14 protein-coding genes and 1 pseudogene are annotated in these 21734 nt (G+C 64.1%); 13 read left to right on the top strand and 2 right to left on the bottom strand.

The annotated features are described in order from the left end of the window. Positions 1-5: 5 nt before the first annotated feature. From M2320_RS06340 to M2320_RS06310, 7 genes are read left to right on the top strand one after another with little or no spacing between them, the layout of a single operon-like run. Positions 6-2192, top strand: coding sequence for a peptidase domain-containing ABC transporter (locus M2320_RS06340; protein ID WP_264596553.1), 2187 nt, complete (start codon positions 6-8; stop codon positions 2190-2192). Further along, positions 2182-3531 (top strand): HlyD family type I secretion periplasmic adaptor subunit, encoded by a 1350-nt coding sequence (locus tag M2320_RS06335; protein ID WP_264596552.1) that lies wholly within the window; start codon positions 2182-2184, stop codon positions 3529-3531. The genes M2320_RS06340 and M2320_RS06335 overlap by 11 nt, the downstream gene beginning before the upstream one ends. Then, positions 3528-5369: a tetratricopeptide repeat protein gene (locus tag M2320_RS06330; RefSeq protein ID WP_264596551.1), complete on the top strand. Its 1842-nt coding sequence runs from the start codon at positions 3528-3530 to the stop codon at positions 5367-5369. Before M2320_RS06335 ends, M2320_RS06330 begins: the two co-directional genes overlap by 4 nt. A 29-nt stretch (positions 5370-5398) precedes the next feature. Next, the gene (locus tag M2320_RS06325; RefSeq protein WP_264596550.1) at positions 5399-7411 is read left to right on the top strand and encodes a hypothetical protein; all 2013 of its coding nucleotides are present in this window, start codon (positions 5399-5401) and stop codon (positions 7409-7411) included. Further along, positions 7408-8691, top strand: coding sequence for a glycosyltransferase (locus M2320_RS06320; protein ID WP_264596549.1), 1284 nt, complete (start codon positions 7408-7410; stop codon positions 8689-8691). Before M2320_RS06325 ends, M2320_RS06320 begins: the two co-directional genes overlap by 4 nt. 30 nt (positions 8692-8721) lie before the next feature. Next, positions 8722-9525 carry a hypothetical protein gene (locus tag M2320_RS06315; RefSeq protein ID WP_264596548.1) on the top strand — a complete coding sequence of 268 codons (804 nt, stop codon included), beginning with the start codon at positions 8722-8724 and terminating at the stop codon, positions 9523-9525. Between the two features lie 9 nt (positions 9526-9534). Next, positions 9535-12540: a tetratricopeptide repeat protein gene (locus tag M2320_RS06310; protein ID WP_264596547.1), complete on the top strand. Its 3006-nt coding sequence runs from the start codon at positions 9535-9537 to the stop codon at positions 12538-12540. Positions 12541-12655: 115 nt separating this feature from the next. Here M2320_RS06310 and M2320_RS06305 read toward each other — a convergent pair whose 3' ends face one another. Then, the gene (locus M2320_RS06305; RefSeq protein ID WP_264596546.1) at positions 12656-13672 is read right to left on the bottom strand and encodes a helix-turn-helix domain-containing protein; all 1017 of its coding nucleotides are present in this window, start codon (positions 13670-13672) and stop codon (positions 12656-12658) included. Positions 13673-13894: 222 nt separating this feature from the next. On the opposite strand from M2320_RS06305, the gene M2320_RS06300 reads away from it, so the two are divergent. Further along, the gene (locus M2320_RS06300; protein WP_264596545.1) at positions 13895-15208 is read left to right on the top strand and encodes a Hint domain-containing protein; all 1314 of its coding nucleotides are present in this window, start codon (positions 13895-13897) and stop codon (positions 15206-15208) included. A 24-nt stretch (positions 15209-15232) separates the two neighbouring features. Here the strand turns inward: M2320_RS06300 and M2320_RS06295 are convergent, their stop codons facing one another. Further along, positions 15233-16429, bottom strand: a complete 1197-nt coding sequence (locus M2320_RS06295) for a hypothetical protein (protein ID WP_264596544.1) — start codon at positions 16427-16429, stop codon at positions 15233-15235. A gap of 149 nt (positions 16430-16578) precedes the next feature. Between M2320_RS06295 and M2320_RS06290 the strand changes: the two genes are divergently transcribed. The 5 genes and pseudogenes from M2320_RS06290 to M2320_RS06270 form a co-directional block, all read left to right on the top strand. Next, positions 16579-17715 carry a polysaccharide pyruvyl transferase family protein gene (locus M2320_RS06290; RefSeq protein WP_264596543.1) on the top strand — a complete coding sequence of 379 codons (1137 nt, stop codon included), beginning with the start codon at positions 16579-16581 and terminating at the stop codon, positions 17713-17715. 190 nt (positions 17716-17905) lie between these two features. Further along, positions 17906-18490, top strand: a complete 585-nt coding sequence (locus tag M2320_RS06285; protein ID WP_264596542.1) for a PAS domain-containing protein — start codon at positions 17906-17908, stop codon at positions 18488-18490. 598 nt (positions 18491-19088) lie between these two features. Further along, positions 19089-20693, top strand: coding sequence for a tetratricopeptide repeat protein (locus M2320_RS06280; protein WP_264596541.1), 1605 nt, complete (start codon positions 19089-19091; stop codon positions 20691-20693). A 109-nt stretch (positions 20694-20802) separates the two neighbouring features. Next, positions 20803-21078: a helix-turn-helix domain-containing protein gene (locus M2320_RS06275; RefSeq protein WP_264596540.1), complete on the top strand. Its 276-nt coding sequence runs from the start codon at positions 20803-20805 to the stop codon at positions 21076-21078. Between the two features lie 269 nt (positions 21079-21347). Beyond that, positions 21348-21626: pseudogene (locus M2320_RS06270) on the top strand (integrase core domain-containing protein); the annotation flags it as partial. Between the last annotated feature and the right edge of the window lie 108 nt (positions 21627-21734).

The raw sequence follows: 21734 nt of genomic DNA, 5'->3' as shown, positions 1-21734 counted from the left end.
TAGGCATGGCGGCAGGAGCGTCGAATCTCGCGGCTTTGGTCTTGGTCGCGCGAGAGCTGGAAGTGTCGCTGAGCATCGAAAAGCTCGTCGACGACAACGGGCTCGAAAGCCCCTGCGTCGATGCGGACATGCTGCTGCATTGCGCGCGGCGCGCCGGGCTGCGCGCCAAGAAGGTGAAGCTTTCATGGGAGGGGCTGGTAAAACTCGGCCGGGCGCTTCCCGCCATCGTCGAACTGAAGAACGGCAATTGCCTGGTTCTCACCGGCCTGCGGGACAACGAACATCCCATCGCCTTCGTGCGCGATCCCGCCGGCGCATCCGATGCGGAAATGCCGATCGACCGCCACCGCCTCGAGGACGCCTGGACCGGCGAGGTCGTGCTGGTGAAGCGCCATTACGAGATCGTCGACGAGGAACAGCCGTTCTCCATTCGCCTGATCGCCGCTTTGTTGTGGCGGGAAAAAAGGCTGGTGCGCGACCTCACGCTCTCGGCGCTGCTGCTGGGCCTGCTGGCGCTGGCGCCGATCATCTTCTGGCGGCTGCTGTCGGACAAGGTGATTTATTATCACGCCATGAGCACGTTCAACGTGCTCTGCCTGGTCATGCTGGTGCTGACCTTCACCGAGGCGGGCCTCGCCTTCTTGCGCTCATATCTGCTGCTCGTGCTGACGACCCGCGTCGACATCCGCATTTCCGAATACATGTTCGACAAGGTTTTGCGGTTGCCCATCGATTTCTTCGAGCGCAGCCAGGTCGGCATGATTTCGCGCGACATGAACGAGGTCTGGCGCATCCGCCAGTTCATGACCGGACAGATGTTCGGCACCATGCTCGATTCGATGATGCTGCTGTTCTTCTTGCCCGTGATGTTCGTGTTCTCGCCGCTGCTGACCTTTCTGGTGCTCACCATCTGCGCCCTGATCGCCGGCTGGCTGCTGTTCATGCTGCCGAGCTACCGCCGCGCCACCTGGGCGGTGCTCGAAGCCGAGGGCAAGCGCGGCGCCTTCCTGATCCAGACCCTGCAAGGCATCAGAACCGTCAAATCTTTGGCGCTCGAAGACCGGCAGCAGCGTTCCTGGGACGTGCAGATCAGCCAGATCGCGCAATTGCGCCAGCGCGAGGGCATGGTTTCCGCCGTGATCCAGGCGGTGGTGCGTCCGCTGGAGCGTTTCGCCGTCACCGGCGTCTATGCGGTCGGGACCTATCTCGCGCTCACCACCAATGATCCCGTTTACGTCTCCGCGCTGTTCGCTTTCCTGATGCTATCGCAGCGCGTCGCCGGCCCGTTGATGCAGATGGCGCAACTGGTCAATCAATATGACGAGGCGCGCTCCGCCGTCCGCATTGTCGCCAATCTCGTCAATCAGCCGCGTGAAGCCATCACACATGGCGGGGTGAAGAAGGAGCTGGACGGCCACATCCAGTTCAGCGAACTCACCTTCCGCTATCCCGGCGCGCTCAATCCGGCGCTGCAAAAAATCTCGTTCGAGGTCGCCGCCGGCATGACGCTGGGCGTGGTCGGACGGTCCGGCTCCGGTAAATCCACGATCACGCGTTTGTTGCAGCGTCTCCACAGCGAATATGAGGGCTCGATCAAGATCGATGGCGTCGACGTTCGCGAATACGACATCAGCCATCTGCGCCGCAGCCTCGGCATCGTCTTGCAGGAGAATTTTCTGTTCACCGGCACGATCCGCGAAAACATCATCATCGCCAAGCCCAACGCCAGCCATGACGAAATGGTGCGCGCGGCGCGGCTCGCGGGCGCCGAGGAATTCATCGAGCGTCTGCCGCGCGGCTATGACACCTTCATCTACGAAGGCTCCCCAAACCTGTCCGGCGGCCAGCGGCAAAGGCTCGCCATCGCCCGGGCGCTCATCCAGGACCCGCGCATCCTCATCCTTGACGAAGCCACCAGCGCGCTCGATCCCGACAGCGAGGCCATCGTCAACGCCAACATCAAAAAAATCGCTCAGGGGCGCACGGTGATCGCGATCTCGCACCGGCTGTCGTCGCTGGTTCATTCCGACGCCATCCTCGTTCTCGACCGCGGAAAGTTCCTCGACATGGGAACGCATCGCGAATTGCTGGAGCGCTGCGAGGTCTATTCCGGCCTGTGGAGCCAGCAGAACGACCATGTTCACACCGGGGCGAACGCCTCGCAGCCGAGGAGGGCGCTTCATGCCGTCTGACGCCAAGACGCTCAAGACCGTCCGCAGCTTCCAATCGGAAGTCGGCAATCTGCGCGAGGCGCCGGACCCGGTCGGCGCGCGCCACACCATCCATTTCATCGCCTTCGCCGCGGCGACCATCGCCTTGATCTGTTCGGTGACGCAGATCGACCGCGTCATCGCCAGCACGTCGGGAAAAATCGTCACCTCGACGCGGCCGACCATTTATCAGGCGCTCGACACGTCCATCGTGCGCAGCATCGACGTGCGCGAAGGCGACGTCGTCCATAAAGGCGACGTGCTCGCCACCTTCGATCCGACCTTTGCCGACGCCGATGTCGGCCAGCTCGAGCGGCAGGTGGCGAGCCTGCGGGCGCAGATTTTTCGCGAACAGGCGGAACTGGACGGCGGGGCTTTAAAATTTCCGCCGACCGATAATGCGAACCAGCTTCATTACAACAAGCTGCAATCCGATCTGTTCGACGAGCGGCGCGCGCAATATCAGGCGCAGCTCAATTCCTACGACCAGAAATTCAAGCAGACCGAGGCGACGCTGGCCAAGCTGGAATCCGACGTCGGCAGTCTGCGGGCGCGCGCCGATATCGCGAAAAAAGTCGAGAACATGCGCGTCGCCCTGGTGGAAAAGGGCGCGGGCTCGCTGCTCAACCAGTGGACCTCGACCGACGCGCGGCTGGAAGCGGAGCGCACCCTTCAGGGACAGGCGAACAGCATCAGCGAGGCGCGCCATCAATTGTCGTCCCTGCAGGCGGATCGCGAGGCCTTTATGCGCTCCTGGTCGGGCGACCTGCGCAAGGAAATGGTGCAGGCGCAAAATTCTCTGGACCAGGCCGCTGCGCAACTGGAAAAGGCGCACCGGCATCGCGACCTCGTCCGTCTCGTGGCGGAGCAGGATTCGATCATCCTCACCATCGCCAAGACTTCGCGCGGCTCGGTGATGCGAGAGGGCGAGCAATTCATCACCGCCATGCCGCTGTCGTCGCCGGTGGCGGCGGAAATCCATGTCGCCGCGCGCGACGTCGGTTTTATCCGTCCGGGCGATCCCGCCTATCTGAAGATCGACGCCTTCAATTTCGCCGAGCACGGCCTCGCCGAAGGCGAGGTCAAATGGATCAGCGAAAACGCCTTCGTCACCAACGAGGACACGGGCCAGCCGGTCGAACCCTATTATCGCGTCAGCATCGCCGTGACCAAGGTTGGTTTGATCAATGTGCCCGCCGGCTTCCGCCTGATCCCCGGCATGACCCTGGTCGCGGACATCAATGTCGGCAAGCGCCCACTCGGCTCTTACATCATCGACGGCCTGGTGAGCGGTTTCAGTGGAGCGATGAGAGAGCCATGACCAAAGTTCTTTTGCAGGGGATCGCCCGCTTGTTCCGCTCGCCGCTCGAACGGGGCGAAGAGGCTTATGCCGAGGGAAATTTCTTTGAGGCGTTTCGCCTGTGGAGAAAGGCGAGCGAGGCTGGCGAAGCCCGCGCCGATTATCTCGTCGGAAAGCTGTTCGAGGAGGGGCGGGGCGTGTTGCGCGATGTCGTCGAGGCCGCGAAATGGCACAGGCGCGGCGCCGAACGCGGTCATGCCGGCGCGCAATTGCGCCTTGCGCGCATCCTGCTTCACGGCGGCCGCAACGCTGGTGAGTTTTTTCGCGCGACTGAAGGCGCGGACGACAATCGCGCGCTGCTGTTTCCCGGCGGCGCGCAGATCGATGCGGACTGCCAAGAGGCCGTCGCGCTTCTGGCTTCTGCAGCGGAGCAAGGCGAGGTCGAGGCTGGGGTCATTCTCGGCGCCGTCTTCTTCGAGGGCGTAAAGGCGCCGCGCGATCTCGATGCGGCGCGCCAATGGTACGAATGGGCGGCGGAGCGCGGCGACCGCAATGCGCAATTCGGTCTCGGCGACATGCATTTCAACGGCGTCGGCGTCGAGCGCAATGCGGAGCGCGGCGCCGATTTCTATGAAAAGGCCGCGCAGGCCGGGCACTCCCGCGCGCAACTGGCGCTCGCCACCGTGTTCCATCAGGGACAGGGCCGCGGCGTCGACTTGGCTGCGGCCGGCGCCTGGTATGCGAAGGCGGCGGAACAGAACGATCCGCATGCGCTGCTGGCGGCGGCGGAGATGCACATTTCCGGTGAAGGCCTCGCAAAGAATCTGGATCGCGCGGAAACCTATCTCAGGCGCGCCGCCAAGGCCGGATGTTATCCGGCGGTGGTCCGCCTCGCCGCGTTCTACAGCGCGGGCGGCGAGGTCGAACCGGACTTGCGCGAAGCCGCCAACTGGCATCGTCGCGCGGCGGAAATGGGCGACGCGCGCGCGCAATATATGATCGCGGAAATGCTGTGCTCGGGCGCCGCGGGCGGCGTCAATCTTCCCGAGGCCGCGCGCTGGTTCCGCGCCGCTGCGGAGCAGGGGCACGCGACGGCCGCCTACAATCTCGCCGCGCTCCATGCGACGGGGCAGGGCGTGGCGCGCGACATGGAGCAGGCGTCGCGCTGGTATGTCTTCGCGGCGGAGCGCGGCCTGCTTCCGGCGTTTTTGAAGGCGTCGGAGGCCTGTGAACGCGACGGCGATCCCGCCAAGGCCTTGGAATGGCTTTTGCGCGCGGCCGAGAGTGGCGACGTCGCCGCGCGCATGCGACTGGGCGCGCGACAACTCATCGGCGAGGGTTGCGCGATCGATCTGGCGGCGGCGGAAAAATGGCTCGCCGAGGCGGGCGAGGCCGGCGGACGCGAAGCGCTGCTGCTGCTCGGCCATCTTCATTCAGGCCGCTACGGTGGCGAAGCAGCGCCGCACAAGGCGGCCGAGGCCTATGGGAAGGCGGCGGAAATGGGCGAGCGCGAGGCGCAATATCTGGTCGCCCTGTCCTTGCTCGAGCGGAAGGACGATGCCGAAAAACTGGCGGCCGGCGTCGAGATGCTGCGGCGCGCCGGCGAGCAGGGCCATTCCGCCGCGCAATTCCGCCTCGGCGTCATCCATTGCACGGGGGCGGGCGCGCCGGTCGATTTCGAGGAAGCCGTGCGCTGGTACGAGCGCGCCGCCGAACAGGGCAACGATCTCGCGCGCTACAATCTCGGCGTCATGCTGATGAAGGGCCAGGGCGCGCCGCAGGATTTTTCACGAGGCCGCGCGCTGGTCGCGCAATCCGTGGAGCGGGGCGTCGCCCCGGCGGGCGCGGCCAAGGCTTGATCCATGTTTTTCGAAGGAGCTGACGGCCGATGGGAATGAATTTCAAGCTTGCGCCCAGCGAAAGAGATGGCGCGGGCATGTTCGGCGCGGTGGACGCGTTCGATCCGCAATCCGGCTTGACCGGCTGGTGCGTCGACATTGCCGACGCCGCCGCCGAATGCGAGGTCGAACTCGTGGTCAATGGCGCGGCGGTCGCGAGTGCGCGCGCCGCCCATGCGCGCCGGGACGTCTGCGAGGCCATCGGCATACAGGGCCGTTTCGGCTTCTGCTTCGACGCCTCCGTCTTCGACGCCTTCCTGCTCAACAGGCCGGTTTTCGCCGCCAAGGAGTTTTCGGTGCGCATCGCCGGTCAGGGCTGGACTCTTCCGTCCCATGACGGGCTGCCGACTCTGGGCGCGCTGCTTGAGGCGCGCGAGGCCTGGCTCAAGCGCAGCGAGGGGCAGGCGCTGCTCGAATCGTTGGAGATCGCGCGCCAAGGCGCTGGCGACATGCTGTTCCAGCCGCCGCGCAAGACCGCGGCCGACGCCGATGGCGTGATCGAAGCCATCGCCTTCGGCGCGGGGAACGTTCTGTGGTTCCTCGGCTGGACCTCGAGCCGCGGCGCGGCCGAATTTCCAGCCGTCGTGCTCGACCGGCGCAAATATGCTGCGGGTCTGCGCTGCGCCTATTTTCGGCGCGCCGACCTCGCCGAGCCCGCGGTCGGCATCGTCGGCGCGCTGCTCACCGACTGGCGTCCGTCGGCGTCCTCCGACGCCCTGGTGGCGTTCGGCGAAAACGGAGAAAATGTGCTGCGCGCGTTGCGGCCTTTGCGCGTGACCACGCCCGGCGAAGTGTTCGGTCATTTGCGCTCCCAGGACGAGCCGTATAGTCGCGCGCTCGCCCGCGCCATGCTCGCCATCGCCGCCGAGACCGACGGCTGGGCGCTCGAAACCCCGGCGTCGAAAAAGATCAAGCTCGCTGTCGACGCCGCCCAGTTTATCGAGGGCTTTGGCGTGTTCATGAAGGGCTGGGTCGTCAGCCCGTCGCACCGCGTCACGGGCATGGCGTTAAAACTCGGCGAGGAAGTCTTGGAGGCCGCGCCGTCGTCGCTGCATTTCGCGCCGCGCCCGGACCTGACCGCTGGATTTCCCCGCATGGGCGCCGCCATCGAGCGCGCGGGCTTCACCATTGTGTTTCGCGGCGATCTGCGCGATGCGGACTTTTGCGCCGCGACCTTGCGGCTGACTTACGAGAACAGCGCCTCGACGCATCACCGGCTGGACGATGTGCAGATCGTCCGTCTCTCCCCCGCCGATCTCGCGGGCTTGCGCGATTTCTATCCCGTGCTCGAACGCGAAGCTTTCTTCAAGCCGCTGGCGCTCGCCGTGCATGAGACCTGCGCGCGCGATTACGGGCGGGTCATGGGCGACATCGTCACCCCCTGCGCCCACGCGCTGATCTTCTGCGCGCCCTCGGAGCGCCGCCTGCAATTCCTCCTGTTCGAACATTTGCGCGCGCGTCTCGCCGGGTGCCGCGCGCAGGGCGTCGGCGTGGTGATCGTCGCGCCGGAGTCTTCTCGTCATGGCGAGATCGGCGAGCTGTTTGCAGAATTTGCCGAGAATTTCGCCGGGGCGGCGAGCCTTGTCTTCGTCGCCGACGTCGATTGCGCGCTATGGAGCCTGGACGCCGCGCTGTCGCTGGTGGACGCGCGCCGCTTCGTTTTCGTCGGGCCCGATGTGGCGCTGGCGGACGCCGGCTGGGCCGCGCTTGACCGTCTTGTCGGCGCCGGCGACGACCTGACCTTTTTTGACGCCTCGGACCCGGACCAGCCCTGGCTGCCGGCGCGGATTGGCTCCGCCGCCTTCTCATGGTCCTCACAGGCGTGGCGCCGTTTCTTGCGCGATCAAAATCGCCGCCTGCCGCTGCGCAGCGCGGTCGATGCCGAGGTGTTCCCAGAGGCGCGCAGGATCGCGGCGGGCGCCGAAGTTTTACGCCGGACGGCGCCGCCGCCGCGGCTGATCGAACATGTCAATCGCGTGCTGGCCTTGGGAGCGCAATCATGAGGAAAACGGAAGTCCTGGCCGAAGCGCCGCGCATCGCCATTGTCTCGCATTCCCATCCCAGCGTGAGCAAGGGCGGCGCGGAGATCGCCGCCTACACGCTCTACAAGGGTTTGCGAACGGCGGGCGTGGACGCGATTTTCATCGCGGCCTGCGCTGAGGACTCGCGCGCAAAACTGGCGCTGGCCTCGGAGAACGAATATGCGGTCTTCGTGCGCGGCGACATGTTCGAGCATTTTTTTCAACTCGGCGCCGCGCGCGTCGGCGAGGAGCTTGAAGCCATTTTGCGCGCTCGCCGCGTGCAATTGGTCAATTTCCATCACTTCACCAATCTCGGCCTCGGCGCGCTGCGCCGCATCCGCGCCTTGCCCGGTCTGAAACTCGCCTTCACCCTCCACGAGTTCCTGGCGATCTGCTACAACCACGGACAAATGGTGACGCCGGTCGGGCAGCGTCTGTGCGCGCAGGAGTCGAGCGCGTCCTGCGCCGCCTGCTTCCCGTCGATGACGCGGCACGATTTCATCTTCCGCAAAAAGCTGTTTCTCGAAACATTGCGCGGCTTCGACGTGCTGATCTCCCCGAGCCAGTTCCTGGCCGAGCGCTTTTGTGCGTGGGGATTGGAGCGCGAAAAATTCTCGGTGATTGAAAATGGCCTCGCCGAACTGCCGACCTGTTCGTCGCGCCACAATGCCGATGCGCGCGGCGCCTGGACCTTTGGATTCTTCGGCCAGATCAACCCGTTCAAGGGGGTGGATGTCATCCTCGATGCGGCGGAAAAACTGCACAAGAGCAAGGTTCCCAACATAAAAATCCGCGTGCACGGCAACATCATCGGCCAGAGCGAGCAGTTCGTCACACGCTTCAAGGACGCCTGCTCCAGCGGTCTGGTCGAATATCTGGGACCCTATGACAACACCAATGTCGCGCGCCTGATGGCGGATTGCGATTATGTGCTGACGCCGAGCCGCTGGTGGGAGAACTCGCCGGTGGTGATCCAGGAGGCTTTTGCCGTGGGCTGCCCGGTGCTGTGCAGCGGCATCGGCGGCATGGCCGAAAAGGTCGTGGATGGCGTGAGCGGAAAACATTTTCGCGTCGGCGACGGCGCCGATCTCGCGCGCTGCATGATCGAGGCGGCCTGCGAGGAGACCTATTTCTCCCTGGTGGACGGGCTTCCAAAACCGTTCGACGGCTTGGAAATGGCGCGCCGCTATCTCGCGGCCTTTTCGGGTCGGTGGCAGGCGCCGCCGGTCATGGCGAAACGCGAGCCGGCGCCTCACGCCTGATTTGCGCTCGGAAAATTTTGGAGACTGGGAATGCTGCGCGGCGCGATTGAACTCGTGAACGACGAAAGGATCGACGGATGGCTCTATTCTGATTTCGGCGAGGTTTTTGATCGCACGGTGCTAGCCTTTGTCGACGATCAATGCGTCGGCTCCGGCCGCATCGGCATCGTCCGCGACGATCTGAAGGCCGCCGGCCTCGCCGACGGCAGACTGGGGTTCAGCTTTCCCATCGCCGTCGCCGACCCCAGCGATTTGCCGCGCGTGATCGTCAAGCTCGAAAGCAGCGATTTTTCGCTGCTGCAGAGCAGCGCCACCAAGGGACGATCCGATCTGTTCCAGGCGCCGGCGGCGGCGCTTGCGCGTCTTGAATGGATGCGCGTGCGCGGCATGCTGTCGCCCGCCGAAGCGGCGTTTCTCAAATATGTGCAGCAGCTCGGCGCCTTCGACCATTCGCTGGTTCAGCCGAAATCGAATGGCGCTGAGGTTTTGGTGGAAGACCCGCTGAAAAGCGCGCAGCACTTTTTGGAACTGCTTCTGTTGCGCGAGGCCGAATTGGTCGAGACCGATTTGTCTGCGGCTTGCTTCGACGAGATCGGCATGGCCGTGTTGGCGGACGGCGGCGAGCCGCTGTCGATCGTCGCTTTGTGGAGCGCGGCGCCGGTTTCGATCGCCATCGTCGAGGGGTCGCAGAACGATCGGCGCCGCAGCGGCGGTTTTGAGGGCGCCATCGAATATCGACTCGGACCGGACCGTCTTCTGTTCGTCGACCTCGGCGTGAACGCGCGCATCGAAGTCAACAAACCCATGCCCTTGAAAATTTTCTCCGCCTATTGAGGAGACGTCATGTCCAGCGCCTTCGGGACTTTTGAGGAAATGTCCGGCGCCTGCGAGGCCGCCTGGCGCCATCTCGACGCTGGCGAAGCCGATGCGGCGCAGACGGCCTTCTTGGCCTTCTGGGCGCGCAACGATATTGGCGTCAAGGCGCTGCGCGGTCTGGCGCGCCAGGCGACGGCGGCCGGCGATGGCGTGCGCGCCGAAGCCCTTTGGCGCACGCTCGACGCGCTCGTTCCAGGCGACCGATGGACGCGCCACAGCCTCGGCGTCGCGCTGATGCAATTGCGCAGGTTCGAGGATGCCGCGCAGCTGTTTTCGGAGCTGGTGGAGGCGGACCCGCATTTCGTGGCGGCGCTGCGCGGCCTCGCGCAGACCTGCGGGCACACCGGCGATTTTGGCGCGAGCTTGGGATGGTTCGAGAAGGCCGCGGAAAGCGATCCGCAAAACATCGCCAACACGCGCGATTGCGTGACCGCGGCGGTGAAGGCCCGGGAGTGGGCGCGTGCGGAAGGCCATATCGACGCCCTGCGTCGCCTCGGCGATGACGAGATGGCCGCAACGCTTGCGGGCGTGCTGGATCAGGCGCGGCGACAAACGGAACCGGTCGATCTCTGGGCCCGCTTTCGAGCCGCCGAACAGGCGCGCGGCGCGGGGGAAATTTCGGCTGCGCGCCGACACTACGAATACATGCTCGGGGCGGACCCCGGCTTTGTCCCTGCCTTGCGCAGCCTCGCGGCGCTGGAGCGCGGACAGGGCGACGAGGCGAAGGCGCGACGCATTCTCAGCGAGGGACTGGCGCGCCGTCCCGGCGATCCCTGGCTCTTGCTGGACCAGGCGCAGCAATGCGTCAGGGACAAGCGTTTTGAAGAGGCGCAGAGGCTTTTGACGGCATTGGTCGAGGGCGACGGCGCTTCCGCCACCGCCGCGGCGCTGGACCTGTTTTATCTGCTAAAAATGCGCGGGCGCGAAGGCGCGGCGGCGGATGTTTTAGCCGCCGCCTTGCAAAAAGCGCCGGACGACCGAGGTTTGCAACTCGCGCAGGCGGGCGTGTGGCTTGCCGAAAATCATCTCGATGCAGCCGAGGCGGCGTACAAAAAACTCGCGGATGGCGCTGGGGATCGCTATTGGCCGCTCGTCGGCCTCGGCAATATTTTTCGCGCGCGAGATGATGTCGCGGCGGCCGCTATGCAATATCTTGCGGCCATTGAATTGGCGCCCGAGCGTCCGCACGCCTATGGCGAACTCGCGGCGCTGCATTGCGCGGACGAGGCGCGGGCCAAAGCGCGCGACGCCTTGCGCGCCTGGGCGGCGCGCCGTCCCGACGATCCCGAACCGCTGCGCCTGCTGGCGCGCCTCGCCGTCGCAGATCGGGATTTTCCCGGCGCGGCGCATTTTTGCGCGGAGCTGCTTGCGCGCTGGCCGGACGATGTTGCCGCCCATCTCGACATGGCTAATCTTCTGCTGCGCCAGGGGGACGCGGCGCGGGCGAACCATTGGTTTACGCGCGCCCTCGCGCTTGCGCCGGATCATGTTGCGGTGCTGGAGGCGCGGGCGCGTCGCGCGGAATTGAGCGACGACCTGCCTCAGGCTTTGGCGCTTTACGAAAAAGCCTTGGAGAAAGATCCGGCGCGTAATTGGATCGCTCTGGAAAAGGTCAAGCTGCAGCTCGCGCTCGGGGCGTTCGACGCGGCGCTTGCCGAGCTTGACGCGTTTCGGGACGCGCGCGGCGAGAGCGCCGATTATTTTGTCGCACGCATCGACCTGTTCAAGACTGTCGGCGATCTTGGCGCGGCGACAGAGGCGGCCGAGGCCGGGCGAAAGGCGTTTCCTCGCCATGCACGACTGCGGCTCAAGGCGGCCCTGCTCGATGCGGAGTTGGGACGTTTTCAGGAGACGGATGTGTCGGGGCCCGGAATGCTCTTCGCCGATGGCATGTCCGATCTCGCGCAATGGCGGCTCGACGCGGCCAGCGAAAAAATCTCCGCCGCGCGCGCCGCCGCGCCGGACGACGGCTGGATTCTCGATCGTCTCATCCATACCGATTTGCTGCGCTTCGATCTGGAAAAAGCCGGCGACCATTTGCGCGAACTCGCCCGGCTCAACCGCGGGATCAACCGCATCAAGGGCGTTTCGGCTTCGCCCTCTCAGACGCATTACGGACAATTGTTCGACGAGTTCCGTCTCGACCGTCACGCCTGCGCGCGCACCCGCGAGGCGCTGGCAATTCAGGGCGAGGAACGGATCGACGCTTTGCGAAAAGTCGTCGGCGATTTTCCCGACTATACGCCGGGCGCCATCGCGCTGCTCATCGCCCTGCGCCAGTCCGGCGCGTTTCGTCGCGACCCCATGAACGCGGGATCGGCGCGCATTCCGTTCGCGCTGACGCAGTTTTGGGACAGCGACGAACTCCCCGCCGATCTCGAAACCTATGTCGGATCTTGGCGCGCGAAAAATCCTGGCCTCGCGCATCGTCGCGTGAATGAAGGCGAAGCACGCGCCTTTCTGCGCGAGATCGGCGCCGCGCCCTTGCGCGCCTTCGACCGCGCCGCCGAGCCGGCGATGAAGGCGGATATTTTCCGGCTCGGCTGGCTGTTTGAGAACGGCGGGATTTACGCCGATTGCGACGATCGCTGCCAGGCCGACCTGACGCCTTTGTTGAACGACGGCGCAGAACTCGTGCTCTACCAGGAAGACATCGGTTCGGTCGGCAATAATTTTATCGCCTGCGCGCCGAAAAACCTCGTGATCGGCGCCGCCTTCGACGAGGCGGTGAGAGCGGTCAACCAAGGCAAGACCGAAATTTTGTGGCTGGCGACCGGACCCGGCTTGATGACGCGCATGCTTGGACAGGCGCTCGCGGAGGAGGGCGGTCTGGAACAGCTGTCGCGCATTCGCGTGCTCGACCGCCACGAAGCGCTCGCCTTCGCCGCCATGCACTGCGCCGCGTCCTACAAGCGCACTGAGCGGCATTGGAGCCGAACGGCCTTCGGCGCGTCGCCGCGTCGCGCAGGGTGAAGCGAAGGCGGACGAACCCCTCATCCGGCCGCTGCGCGGCCACCTTCTCCCGCAAGGGGAGAAGGAGCGCCAGCGAACAGCGCTCCGGCTTTAGAGGTATGAGCGGCGGGCGCCTCTACTTCTGCAGCAATCCCAAAAAATGCGACAGGCCGGCGCCGCCCGCCGGCGCGACAAGCGCGTGTTGGTCGGCCACGGGCGCCAGCGCGCGTTCACGCGCCGCTTTGGGCGTCACGCCATAGGTCTCCTTGAACAGGCGATTGAACGCGGCCGGGCTGGGAAATCCCAGGCGCATGGCGATATGGCCGGCGCGGCAGTCGGCGTTTTGCGGCGCGACAATTTCCTGGTGGGCGCGCGACAGCCTTGCATTGCGGATGTAGGTTCCGACGCCGCCCACCGGCTCGAACAGCCGGTAGAGCGACGCGCGCGACAGGCCGAACAGGGTCGATAATTTTTCCGCGCTGAGGCTGGGCGAAGCGATGTTCTGGTCGATGTAACGGCGGATCGCGACGAAGGAGGCGACCGGCGAGCCGAGCGCGGGACCAAGCTCCGCGCGCAGGCGCTGGTTGATCGCGCTGGCCGCGAGATCGACGAGGCCCGTCGCCGCCGCGTCGAATTCGTCGACGTTCATGGCCTCGGCGCGACGCGCGAAACATTCGAGCGCGCTCGCCAAAATATCCGCCGCCGGAAGATCGCGCGCCAGCGACAGGCCATGCAGCGCCAGTTCGTTCGAGAAGCCGCGCAGAACGCGCGACCGCGGAATCCATAACGCCAAAAATTCTTTCGCCTCGTCGAGCGAGTCCAGAACGAAGGGCTGCGCGAGATCGTGGATTTCGACACGATCGCCCGATGCAGAGGGCGCGCCCTCCGCATCGGCGCGGCGCAGCACCAGCGCGAACAGATCGAGACCGTCGCGCAATCCCTGGATGTCGCGGCAGAGCCGTAGACCATTGGCGCGGCTGCGGCTCAGGACGAAATGTCGCGTCGCCAAAATCTGTGTCGCGACGCCGGATTGCGCGAGCGCGTCCGGCGTCGAAAACGCTGCGAACAGGCCGGCGAAGACGCCGTTGCCCTCGATCGTGGATCGCGCGGGCCTGTGGTTGGTCGCGGGGCGCGAGAGGTTTTGCGGCGGCAAGACTGCGTCTCCAGGTTGTGGCGCAGAATCTCATAAACGCAATTTCTGTCTCAACCATCGCGAAAGAGTCTCAAAACCAATCGATTCCGTCGCCGTTTTGGCGCCGGCGCTTGTGCCGTCTTGCGACCTGCGGCCTGCTGTCCTCACAACGAGGAGTTGTTCCAGGTTTGCGTGCGCAAAAGCGTCGGGGCGATCCTGGATCGATGAGGAGGGAGTCGTCACATGGCCACCGACACCAGCAAACATTCCGGCAATTGGGACAAAGGGTCGAACTGGGCGAACGGCGCGCCGACCGCGGACGACGACGCCGTTATCACCGGCGGGAAACATATTGTCGTGGACGACCCGGCGTCGGCGCCGGCGGTGGCAAAGTCCGTCACTGTGGCGGATCGCGCGGAATTGTCGCTCAATGGCGGCGTGCTGACGACGCAGGAGGTCGACGTCGACGGCGAAATCTCCGGCCATGGCGTGATCGACGGCGCCGCGGATGGCGACGGTCTGATCGTCGCGCAGGGCGGCACGCTGGAGATCAAGGGCGCCGTGGACGCCGGCAACGAAGGTCTCATCATGCGCATCGACGACGGCGCCACGCTGAAGCTCGACGGCGCGGTCGGCGGGGCCGAAACCATGCTGGATGGCGTCAGCAACACCGTGATCGATTTCGCCGGCGCCGGCGTGCTCGACCTCACCGGCGAGGGCGCCGGCGGTTCCGGCGAAGTGACGAAATTCCAGGCGACGGTCGAAAATTTTGACGGCGACGACAAGATCATGGTCGCGAGTTCCGGTCATGCCGGCGACAAGGTGCATTTCAACGCCAGGACGGACGTGCTGACCGTGACAGGGGCCGATGGCTCGGTGCTCGAACAAATCCAGCTCGACGGCGACTACAAGGGCATGAAATTCTCGCTTCAGGAAAATGGCGGCGTCGACACGATCACCGTCAGCGCCATCTGCTTCTATCGCGGCACGATGATCCGCACCCCGGACGGGGAAAAACCTGTGGAGACGTTGAAGGCCGGCGATCTCGTGACGACCGCGGACGGCGTCGCGGCGCCGATCAGCTGGCTCGGCCGCCAGACGATTTCGACCGTGTTCTCCGACCCGGAAAAAGTCTGGCCGATCCGCATCAAGGCGGGCGCGCTCGGTGAAAACGTTCCATCACGCGATCTGGTGCTTTCGCCCGATCATGCGGTGCTCGTCGACGGCGTTCTGGTTCACGCGGGCGCGCTGGTGAATGGCGCGTCCATCGTCCGCCAGACCGTGGTCCCGCGCGTGTTCACTTATTACCATATCGAACTCGACGATCACGCTTTGATCCTCGCGGAGAACACGCCGGCGGAAACTTTTATCGACCATCCCCAGCGGCTCGCCTTTGACAATTGGGACGAGCGCCAGGCGCTGCATCCGTTCGGCAAGGATATGGACGAAATGCCGTATGCGAGAGCCAAGTCTCCGCGCCAGGTTCCCGTTCACATCCGCGTCGCCCTGGCCGCGCGCGCCCAGCAGAACGGCCTCGTCGCCGCCAAGGTCGCCTGACCGGCGCCAGGGCGAAGGCGGCGCTTACTTTTGCGAGCAGGCGCCGCCGATGCACAACGCGCCGGAAAAATTTTCCGGCGCCTGGCATTGCGCTTCGTGGCAGTAGATCGACCCGGACACGGCAAAGGCGCGCGGTTCGTCGAACAGGCTGGCGCCGGCTGCGTTGAAATGTCCGACACGAAAATTCGCGTCCTCGATGCGCACCGTTTTCACCGCCCCGTCGCGGCGAAAAATCGCGCCAGAGGCGAAGGCGATGGGTTCGTTGATGCGCAGGCTGCGCAGGGTCGGGTGTTCCGCGCCGACGATCGAAATCAGGCTGCCGAGGCTGGTGTTCTCGAAGTGAATGTCGAGGTCGAGAAAATCGTTCGGCGCGGCATTGGCGAAGGACAGGATGAGGCCCGGGGCGCCCTCGGCATGTTCGGCAAGCGCATAGCCATTGATGAACTTGTGGCGCACCGCGCCGCCGATCCACAACGGCGTCGCGCCGCGCCCAAAGGTTTCGAAGATGCAGGTGTCGCAGGTGTTTTCATTGAAGGATGAGAATTTTCCCGGCGTATAGCGTTCGGGGTAGAATGCGCTTTGGAAGCCGAAAAAATTCGAACCGTCCCAGATCGCCGCATAGGCGCCGTCGCGATAATTGTAAAACCCGCCCGCGACAATATGGGTGGTTTCCGAGGACCGGTTGTAGAAGGCGGTCAGGCCGAAACAGCCAGCGAGCGTCGGATGGTCGAGATGAACGTGGTCGGCGCCGGCTGAAAGACTCTCGGTCTTGCGCGCGAGCACGAGACCGATGGCGGGCGTGTCGGTCTCGCAATCGCCTGACAGGTTGAGGCCGAGCAGGCTGAACTGCCCCGATCCCGTGGCGTCGATGCAGGGTTTGGACCCGGTGCGGCAGAGAATTTCGCTTCCCCAGAACGCGCCGACAAATCCCGATCCGTAGAGATGGGTCAGGTTGAGGGTGTTGCGGATCACGCAACGCCGGCTGGCCAGCCGCACTGTTCCGACATGGCCGACCGGCCAGGCATAGCGTGAGGATGCCGGCCGCTGACGAATGGCGTCGATCGCGGCGTTGATCGCCGCGGAATCGTCCTCTCCCGTGCAGCGCACGTCGATGGTCGCGTCATCGGCCGCAGCGGGCGCCGGCCCCTCGAATGCGGCGGCGGGAGACGCCAGGGCGCAGGTCAGGAGCAGGCCAGGCCATATTTTCCAGGGATTTTTCACCCGAACTCCTCAGCATCGAATATGTATTCATTTTTACATTACATGACCACGAATTAAATTAAGGCCTCGTGAGCATAAGAATGAGGCTTAACTTGCGGCGATCCCTCGCGATGATAGAAATTTATTAACAGGCGCAAAGGATTGAAGACATGCATGTTACCTACGTAAAGTATGCGGGCGTCCGGGTTGGCCAGGATCTCGTCAATTGGTTTGAAAAACCTTTGCCGAAAATGGTCTCGCAATATTTCAACACGGGCGACGTGTGTGTCTACGAATCGACCTTGCGCCTAGCCGGCGCGCGTTCGGGCGCCTATGACCTCAACATCGACCAGCCCGTGGATGAAAAAGTCGTCGCCATGCTCAAGGAGGCCAAGAGCACGATCGTGCTGCGCGGCTCCAATTATCTGCACGAGACCATGGAATGGGGCCCGTTTGCCGACTGGCTCGAAGCGCTTGATCTGCCAGTCGTCGCCTGCGGCGTCGGCGCCCAGGCCGAGACCGAACGTCCCATCGATCTGTCGCCCCAGGGTCTTCGCGTGTGGAAGATCATCAGCGACCATTGTCACTCGATCGGCGTGCGCGGCGCTTTTTCGGCGGAAACTCTTCAGCGCAACGGGGTCAAAAATGTCGAGGTCGTGGGCTGTCCGACCCTTTTTCGCGACCGCAACCGGGGCTTGAAACTGCGCCATGTCGAAGGCGGGCCGAAGCGCGTCACCTTCAGCGTGCGGCGGGAGGTGGACAAGAATTACGCGCTCGATCCCGCGCAATTCGTCGAGACCCAAAAGCAGGTGATCGCGCGGCTCGATCTCGTCTCCGATCTGCATCTCTCCTGCCATGGCGAGCCCGAGGAAAAGGCGTTTTTTTATCGCGCGCCGCAGCTGAAGGACTGGGCTTTGGCGAAATTGACGGCGGAAGGCTGGTTCGACCATGTCACGGGCCCGACGCTGAAGCGGCTCTATGAAAGCAAGCTTTATTATTATGCGCGCCCGAGCGACTATGATTTTTATGCGCCGCAATTCGACGCGGCCATCGGCTATCGCGTCCACGCGGTGCTGCCGGCGCTGGCGGTGGGCGTGCCCTCGGCTTTGTTCGACTATGACACGCGCTCGCGCGAACTGGCGCAAACCTTTGACCTGCCAATCTACGCGCCCGAACAGTTCATGAAAATGAGCCTCGCGGATGCTTTCGCGCCCGAACGGTTCGAGAAATTTTCCGCGCGCTTCCCTGAACGCTACGATCGCATGAAGGCGTTCTTCGAAAAGAACGGCGCCGCGACGCGCATGTGAGTTTTTGATCTCGACGGGGGCATGTCTTTCGGCATTTGCGCCGCGGCGCCCGCCGTCGGGACCCATCGCCGCTATGTAACATCCAAGCTGTCACTGTTAGCCTCTGTGTCAGCGGCCCGCGTAACGTTGTGTAAATGCCGTTTGAGTCGCCTAGTCTTGGTCGTTTGCGTAACGTCACTTGGGGGCGGGCATGCGGCGGCGCGGGACGAAAGAGCTGTTCGAATACTGGAACCGACTGCGTGGCCTGCGAGCCGCGCCGGATCGAAGCGATGTCGAACTGGCCACGCTGAAGCATTTGCTCAACACTACGATGATGCTTGAAGTCGATGCGGGGGAAACATTTCCGGTGCGCGTCTCCTGCCACGGTCTTAATGTTCTGTTCGCCTGCGAGCAGCGCGCCTGTTCCTTCGCCGCTCTCTTTGCGCCGGACGATCGGCCAGAACTCCGGGCGCTGCTGCGCGCCTGCCACAGCGGCTTCCACCCCATCGTGGCGGGCGTGGCGGCCACGTCTGAAGTTGGCGACCTCGCCTTCTTCGAGGCCGTGCTGCTGCCGCTCGGTCATGGGGCCGACGCCGGCGCGCGCATCCTGGCCGCGCTTGAACCGGTCGACGTCAAGGAATGGTTTGGCAAGATAAAGGCCGCCTGCCTACGCCTTTCGTCCGCCCGTTTCCTCGATGCTCCAACCGCCGCCCGCCCGCCGTCTGTGCCTCACGGCCTCGCCGCGCGTCCCATCCATGGTTTCACGCCCGCGGGATCGCTCCGGCCGGGCGTATGAGCGTCCCGGCGGCGACTCGCTGCTCGCGCGCGAATGGATCCAGAATCGTCCCGAGTCCCCACGGGCGAAATGCGCGGGCATCGCCATGGGCGATGGTTTTTGCGCGATCGCGACGGTCGCCGCCGAATCGCCGCCGCGTCATTGGGTACTTCTACCGATGACGTCTGTCCCAGCGCAGTAATGACGGGCCTAAATTCCCGCCGCGCCTAGATTTAATGACGAAGGTTCATACGTTAAGCTTCGCGCCATACACATGGGTTGTCTTTCATTGCAACTCAGGGTTTGTAGCAACTGGGCGTTGAGTATCTTATGTTTCAAGATGATATTGTAACGTTGACAGGCGCATCGCTTGGCCTGTGACGCCTTAAGTTTATGGCGGCGTTTTTCGTCGGCTTTTGAGGCGTGAACTTAACGATACGCCGCCTCGAGCATTCTGTTTCCGATTGGCTTAGATTTACTTCGTGAGCGCGAAATTTTTATTATTTAATCGAGATTTAAATCGATGGCGAGCACCAGCTTTATCGGCGAAAACGAGAAACGAGAGGCGCTCCGACGTGTGCTCTCTGCGAAGGAGTTTCTTTCCTCGCCGCGTCGGCAGATGTTTCTCCGTTATGTCGTCGAAGAAGAAATTGCCGGGCGAGGCCATCTGATCAAGGAATATTCGATCGCGGTCGACGCCTATCATGAGAACACCGACTTCGACACGGCCGCCAGGTCCAATATCCGCGTCCAGGCGCGGCGGGTGCGCGAGTCGCTGAACCGTTATTATGCCGAAGCGCGCGAGTCCGAACCCATCCGTATCAGCATTCCGGTCGGCGGCTATTGTCCGTCATTCACCCTACGCGCCGACATCGAGGACCCGGGTCCGCCGTCGGAACCGACCGGGACCGAAACCGCGACAGCGTCGAAGGCCTCAGCCCAGCCTGCGGCGAATATAGGCTGGACGGGGCGCGCCGCCGTGCTGGGCTGGATCGGCGCGGCGGTCGTCGCGTGCCTCCTGCTGTATCTCGTAGAGCGTGTGATCAATGCCGGCGCCGTTCGCCAAGCCAGATCGGGCTTGCCGCGAATGAGCCTGGATCACGCGGCGTTCGACGATCCAAACGCACGCTCCGCAGCCAAGTATAACGCGTTCGCGGAGAGTCTGAAGGCGGACCTGCGGATGTATGGGACGCTTTCCGTCACCGAGAACGCCGACGAGAGTGACGCGGCGGACTTTCGCTTGAAGCTTGCGACGCTGGATCCGTCGGAACCCGATTTTGTCTCGATCAGCGTCGCCAATGTGAAAGGCGACGTGGTTTTCGCCGAGAAGCAAAGCCTGGCCGAGACGGAGGGGGACGGTCTGGCCGCCGCGGCCAGCGGAACCGCGGCGATCCTGTCGCGGCTGAACGGACCTTTGTACACCGATGTCTTGCGGCGGCGGCCGTCCGCCGCGGTCGTTTGCGTCACGAACGCCGCCGCTTTCGTCCGGCATCCGGTCGGGCGAGATTATCGCGCGCTCACGGATTGCCTGGACGACACGGCGCGCCAACCCGGCTTCGAGGCGCTCGCGGGCAATCTTCTGGCGACTCTGCTGATCACGCTCCATCACTGGGGGCTCGAGAACGAGGCCGGCGCACAGATCGTCACCCTTGCGGAAAATCTGACCGTTCGCGCGCTCGGCTATAATCACCAGATGGTCGCCGGTTTCGGCAATCTGACGGACGTCTATCACGATCAGGAGCGGGACGCCGACGCCCTCGCGCTCGCCGATCAGGCGCTCGCGAAGAACCCCGGCGCCCCCGAGATTCTTTATCGGCTCGGTCGCATTCGCATGGATACCGGCCAATTGGGCGAAGGCGTCGCCCTGATCAAGCGCGCGATGCGCGTCGATCCTTCTCCGCCGAGTTGGGTGCTGTTCTACCTGTTTCTCGAGGCGTTCGCGCGCGACGACTTCGCCACCGCGGCGGCCTATGCGAACAACGCCTATATTGACGAACACCCCAGCGGCGTTTTGGCCAAGATCATCGTTTCTCGCAGGCGCGGCGATGCGGCGGCGGTCACCACCTATGAGCGCATGCTCAACGCGCGCTTCCCCGAATTCGCGCGCGACATCGAGGGCGCGCTTTCACGAAGCCGCGTCGCGCCGCCGCTGACTCAAAAATTGTTGAAGGCGTTGAAGGACTCCGGCGCCGCCAGCGCAAGCGCGCTCGGCGCCGCCGAATAGCTTGCGCGCAAGGTGAGGATGCGCAGGAAGAGGCGTTACGGGTCGTAGCCGTTACGCGGCTATCGCGGCGCGCCGCATTCATGGAGAATCGGGTCGGGGAGCAAACCGAATGTCGGGATCGCGGATCACAGCCGAGAAAATCGACCAATGGGTCGGATCGCGGATAAGGGTGAAACGCCAGCGCATGAGGCTCGGCGTGTCGGAGTTGGCGGAAGCGGTGGGCGTCGCGCCGCAGATGATCAAGGACTACGAGGACGGGGCGCTGCGGGTTTCCGCGGCGCATCTGGTGGCGATCGCCAAGGTTCTGCAAGCGCCGCTGGGAGATTTTTTTGCGTTCCCGCTGGATTCACGCTGCTCCAGGCGACCGCAAGCCAGCTTGAATTAGACAAGTCCGCCAGCAGGCCAGCGGCGCCGTTTGACCGCCTCGTCGACCGCGTCCGGTGCGCAGGCTCTGCGGCGCGGCCTGCGACATATATGTCGTTGTTCCCTTGAGGCGCTTGCGCGACAAGGGCGGTCGCCAGTTCCCTCAAACGAACCCGGAAGCCGTTGGGGTCGGGCGCATGCTGGGCCATGAGTTGGCTCAGCGCCTGAACGGATGGCCTGCAAGGCGAGCAGATTGCCGGCGGACTCGCGCGCCTTCAACGTCCATCACGCGACCGCGGCAGCCAAGACCTCTCGATTAAATACATTGAACGCCTGGCGGATGCAGGCATCGAGCTCTCGGTCGGCAGCGTTGGCGAGTCCTACGACAACGCGCTCGCCGAAACGATCAACGCGCTTTACAAGGCCGAGGTCATTCATCGGCGCGGGCCGTGGCGGAGTTTCGAGGCCGTCGAGTTCGCGACGCTCGAATGGGTCGACGGGTTCAACCACCGCCAACTGCTGGAACCCATCGGCAATATCCCGCCAGCCGAGGCTTTTACGCCTCTCTAGAGCGGATTCGACTTTAATCCGGATCATATCCTGCTGCGGCGAAGAAATTGGCGCACTCTTGCGGCGTGAAAGCTGACAGGAGCGCGCCTATCGCCTCCCATAGGCCCT

Origin of the sequence: Rhodoblastus acidophilus (assembly GCF_025961575.1) — a bacterium.
GTDB classification, from domain to species: domain Bacteria; phylum Pseudomonadota; class Alphaproteobacteria; order Rhizobiales; family Beijerinckiaceae; genus Rhodoblastus; species Rhodoblastus acidophilus_C.
Note: the sequence above shows the minus strand (reverse complement) of the source record. Positions and strands in the feature narration are given on the sequence as shown.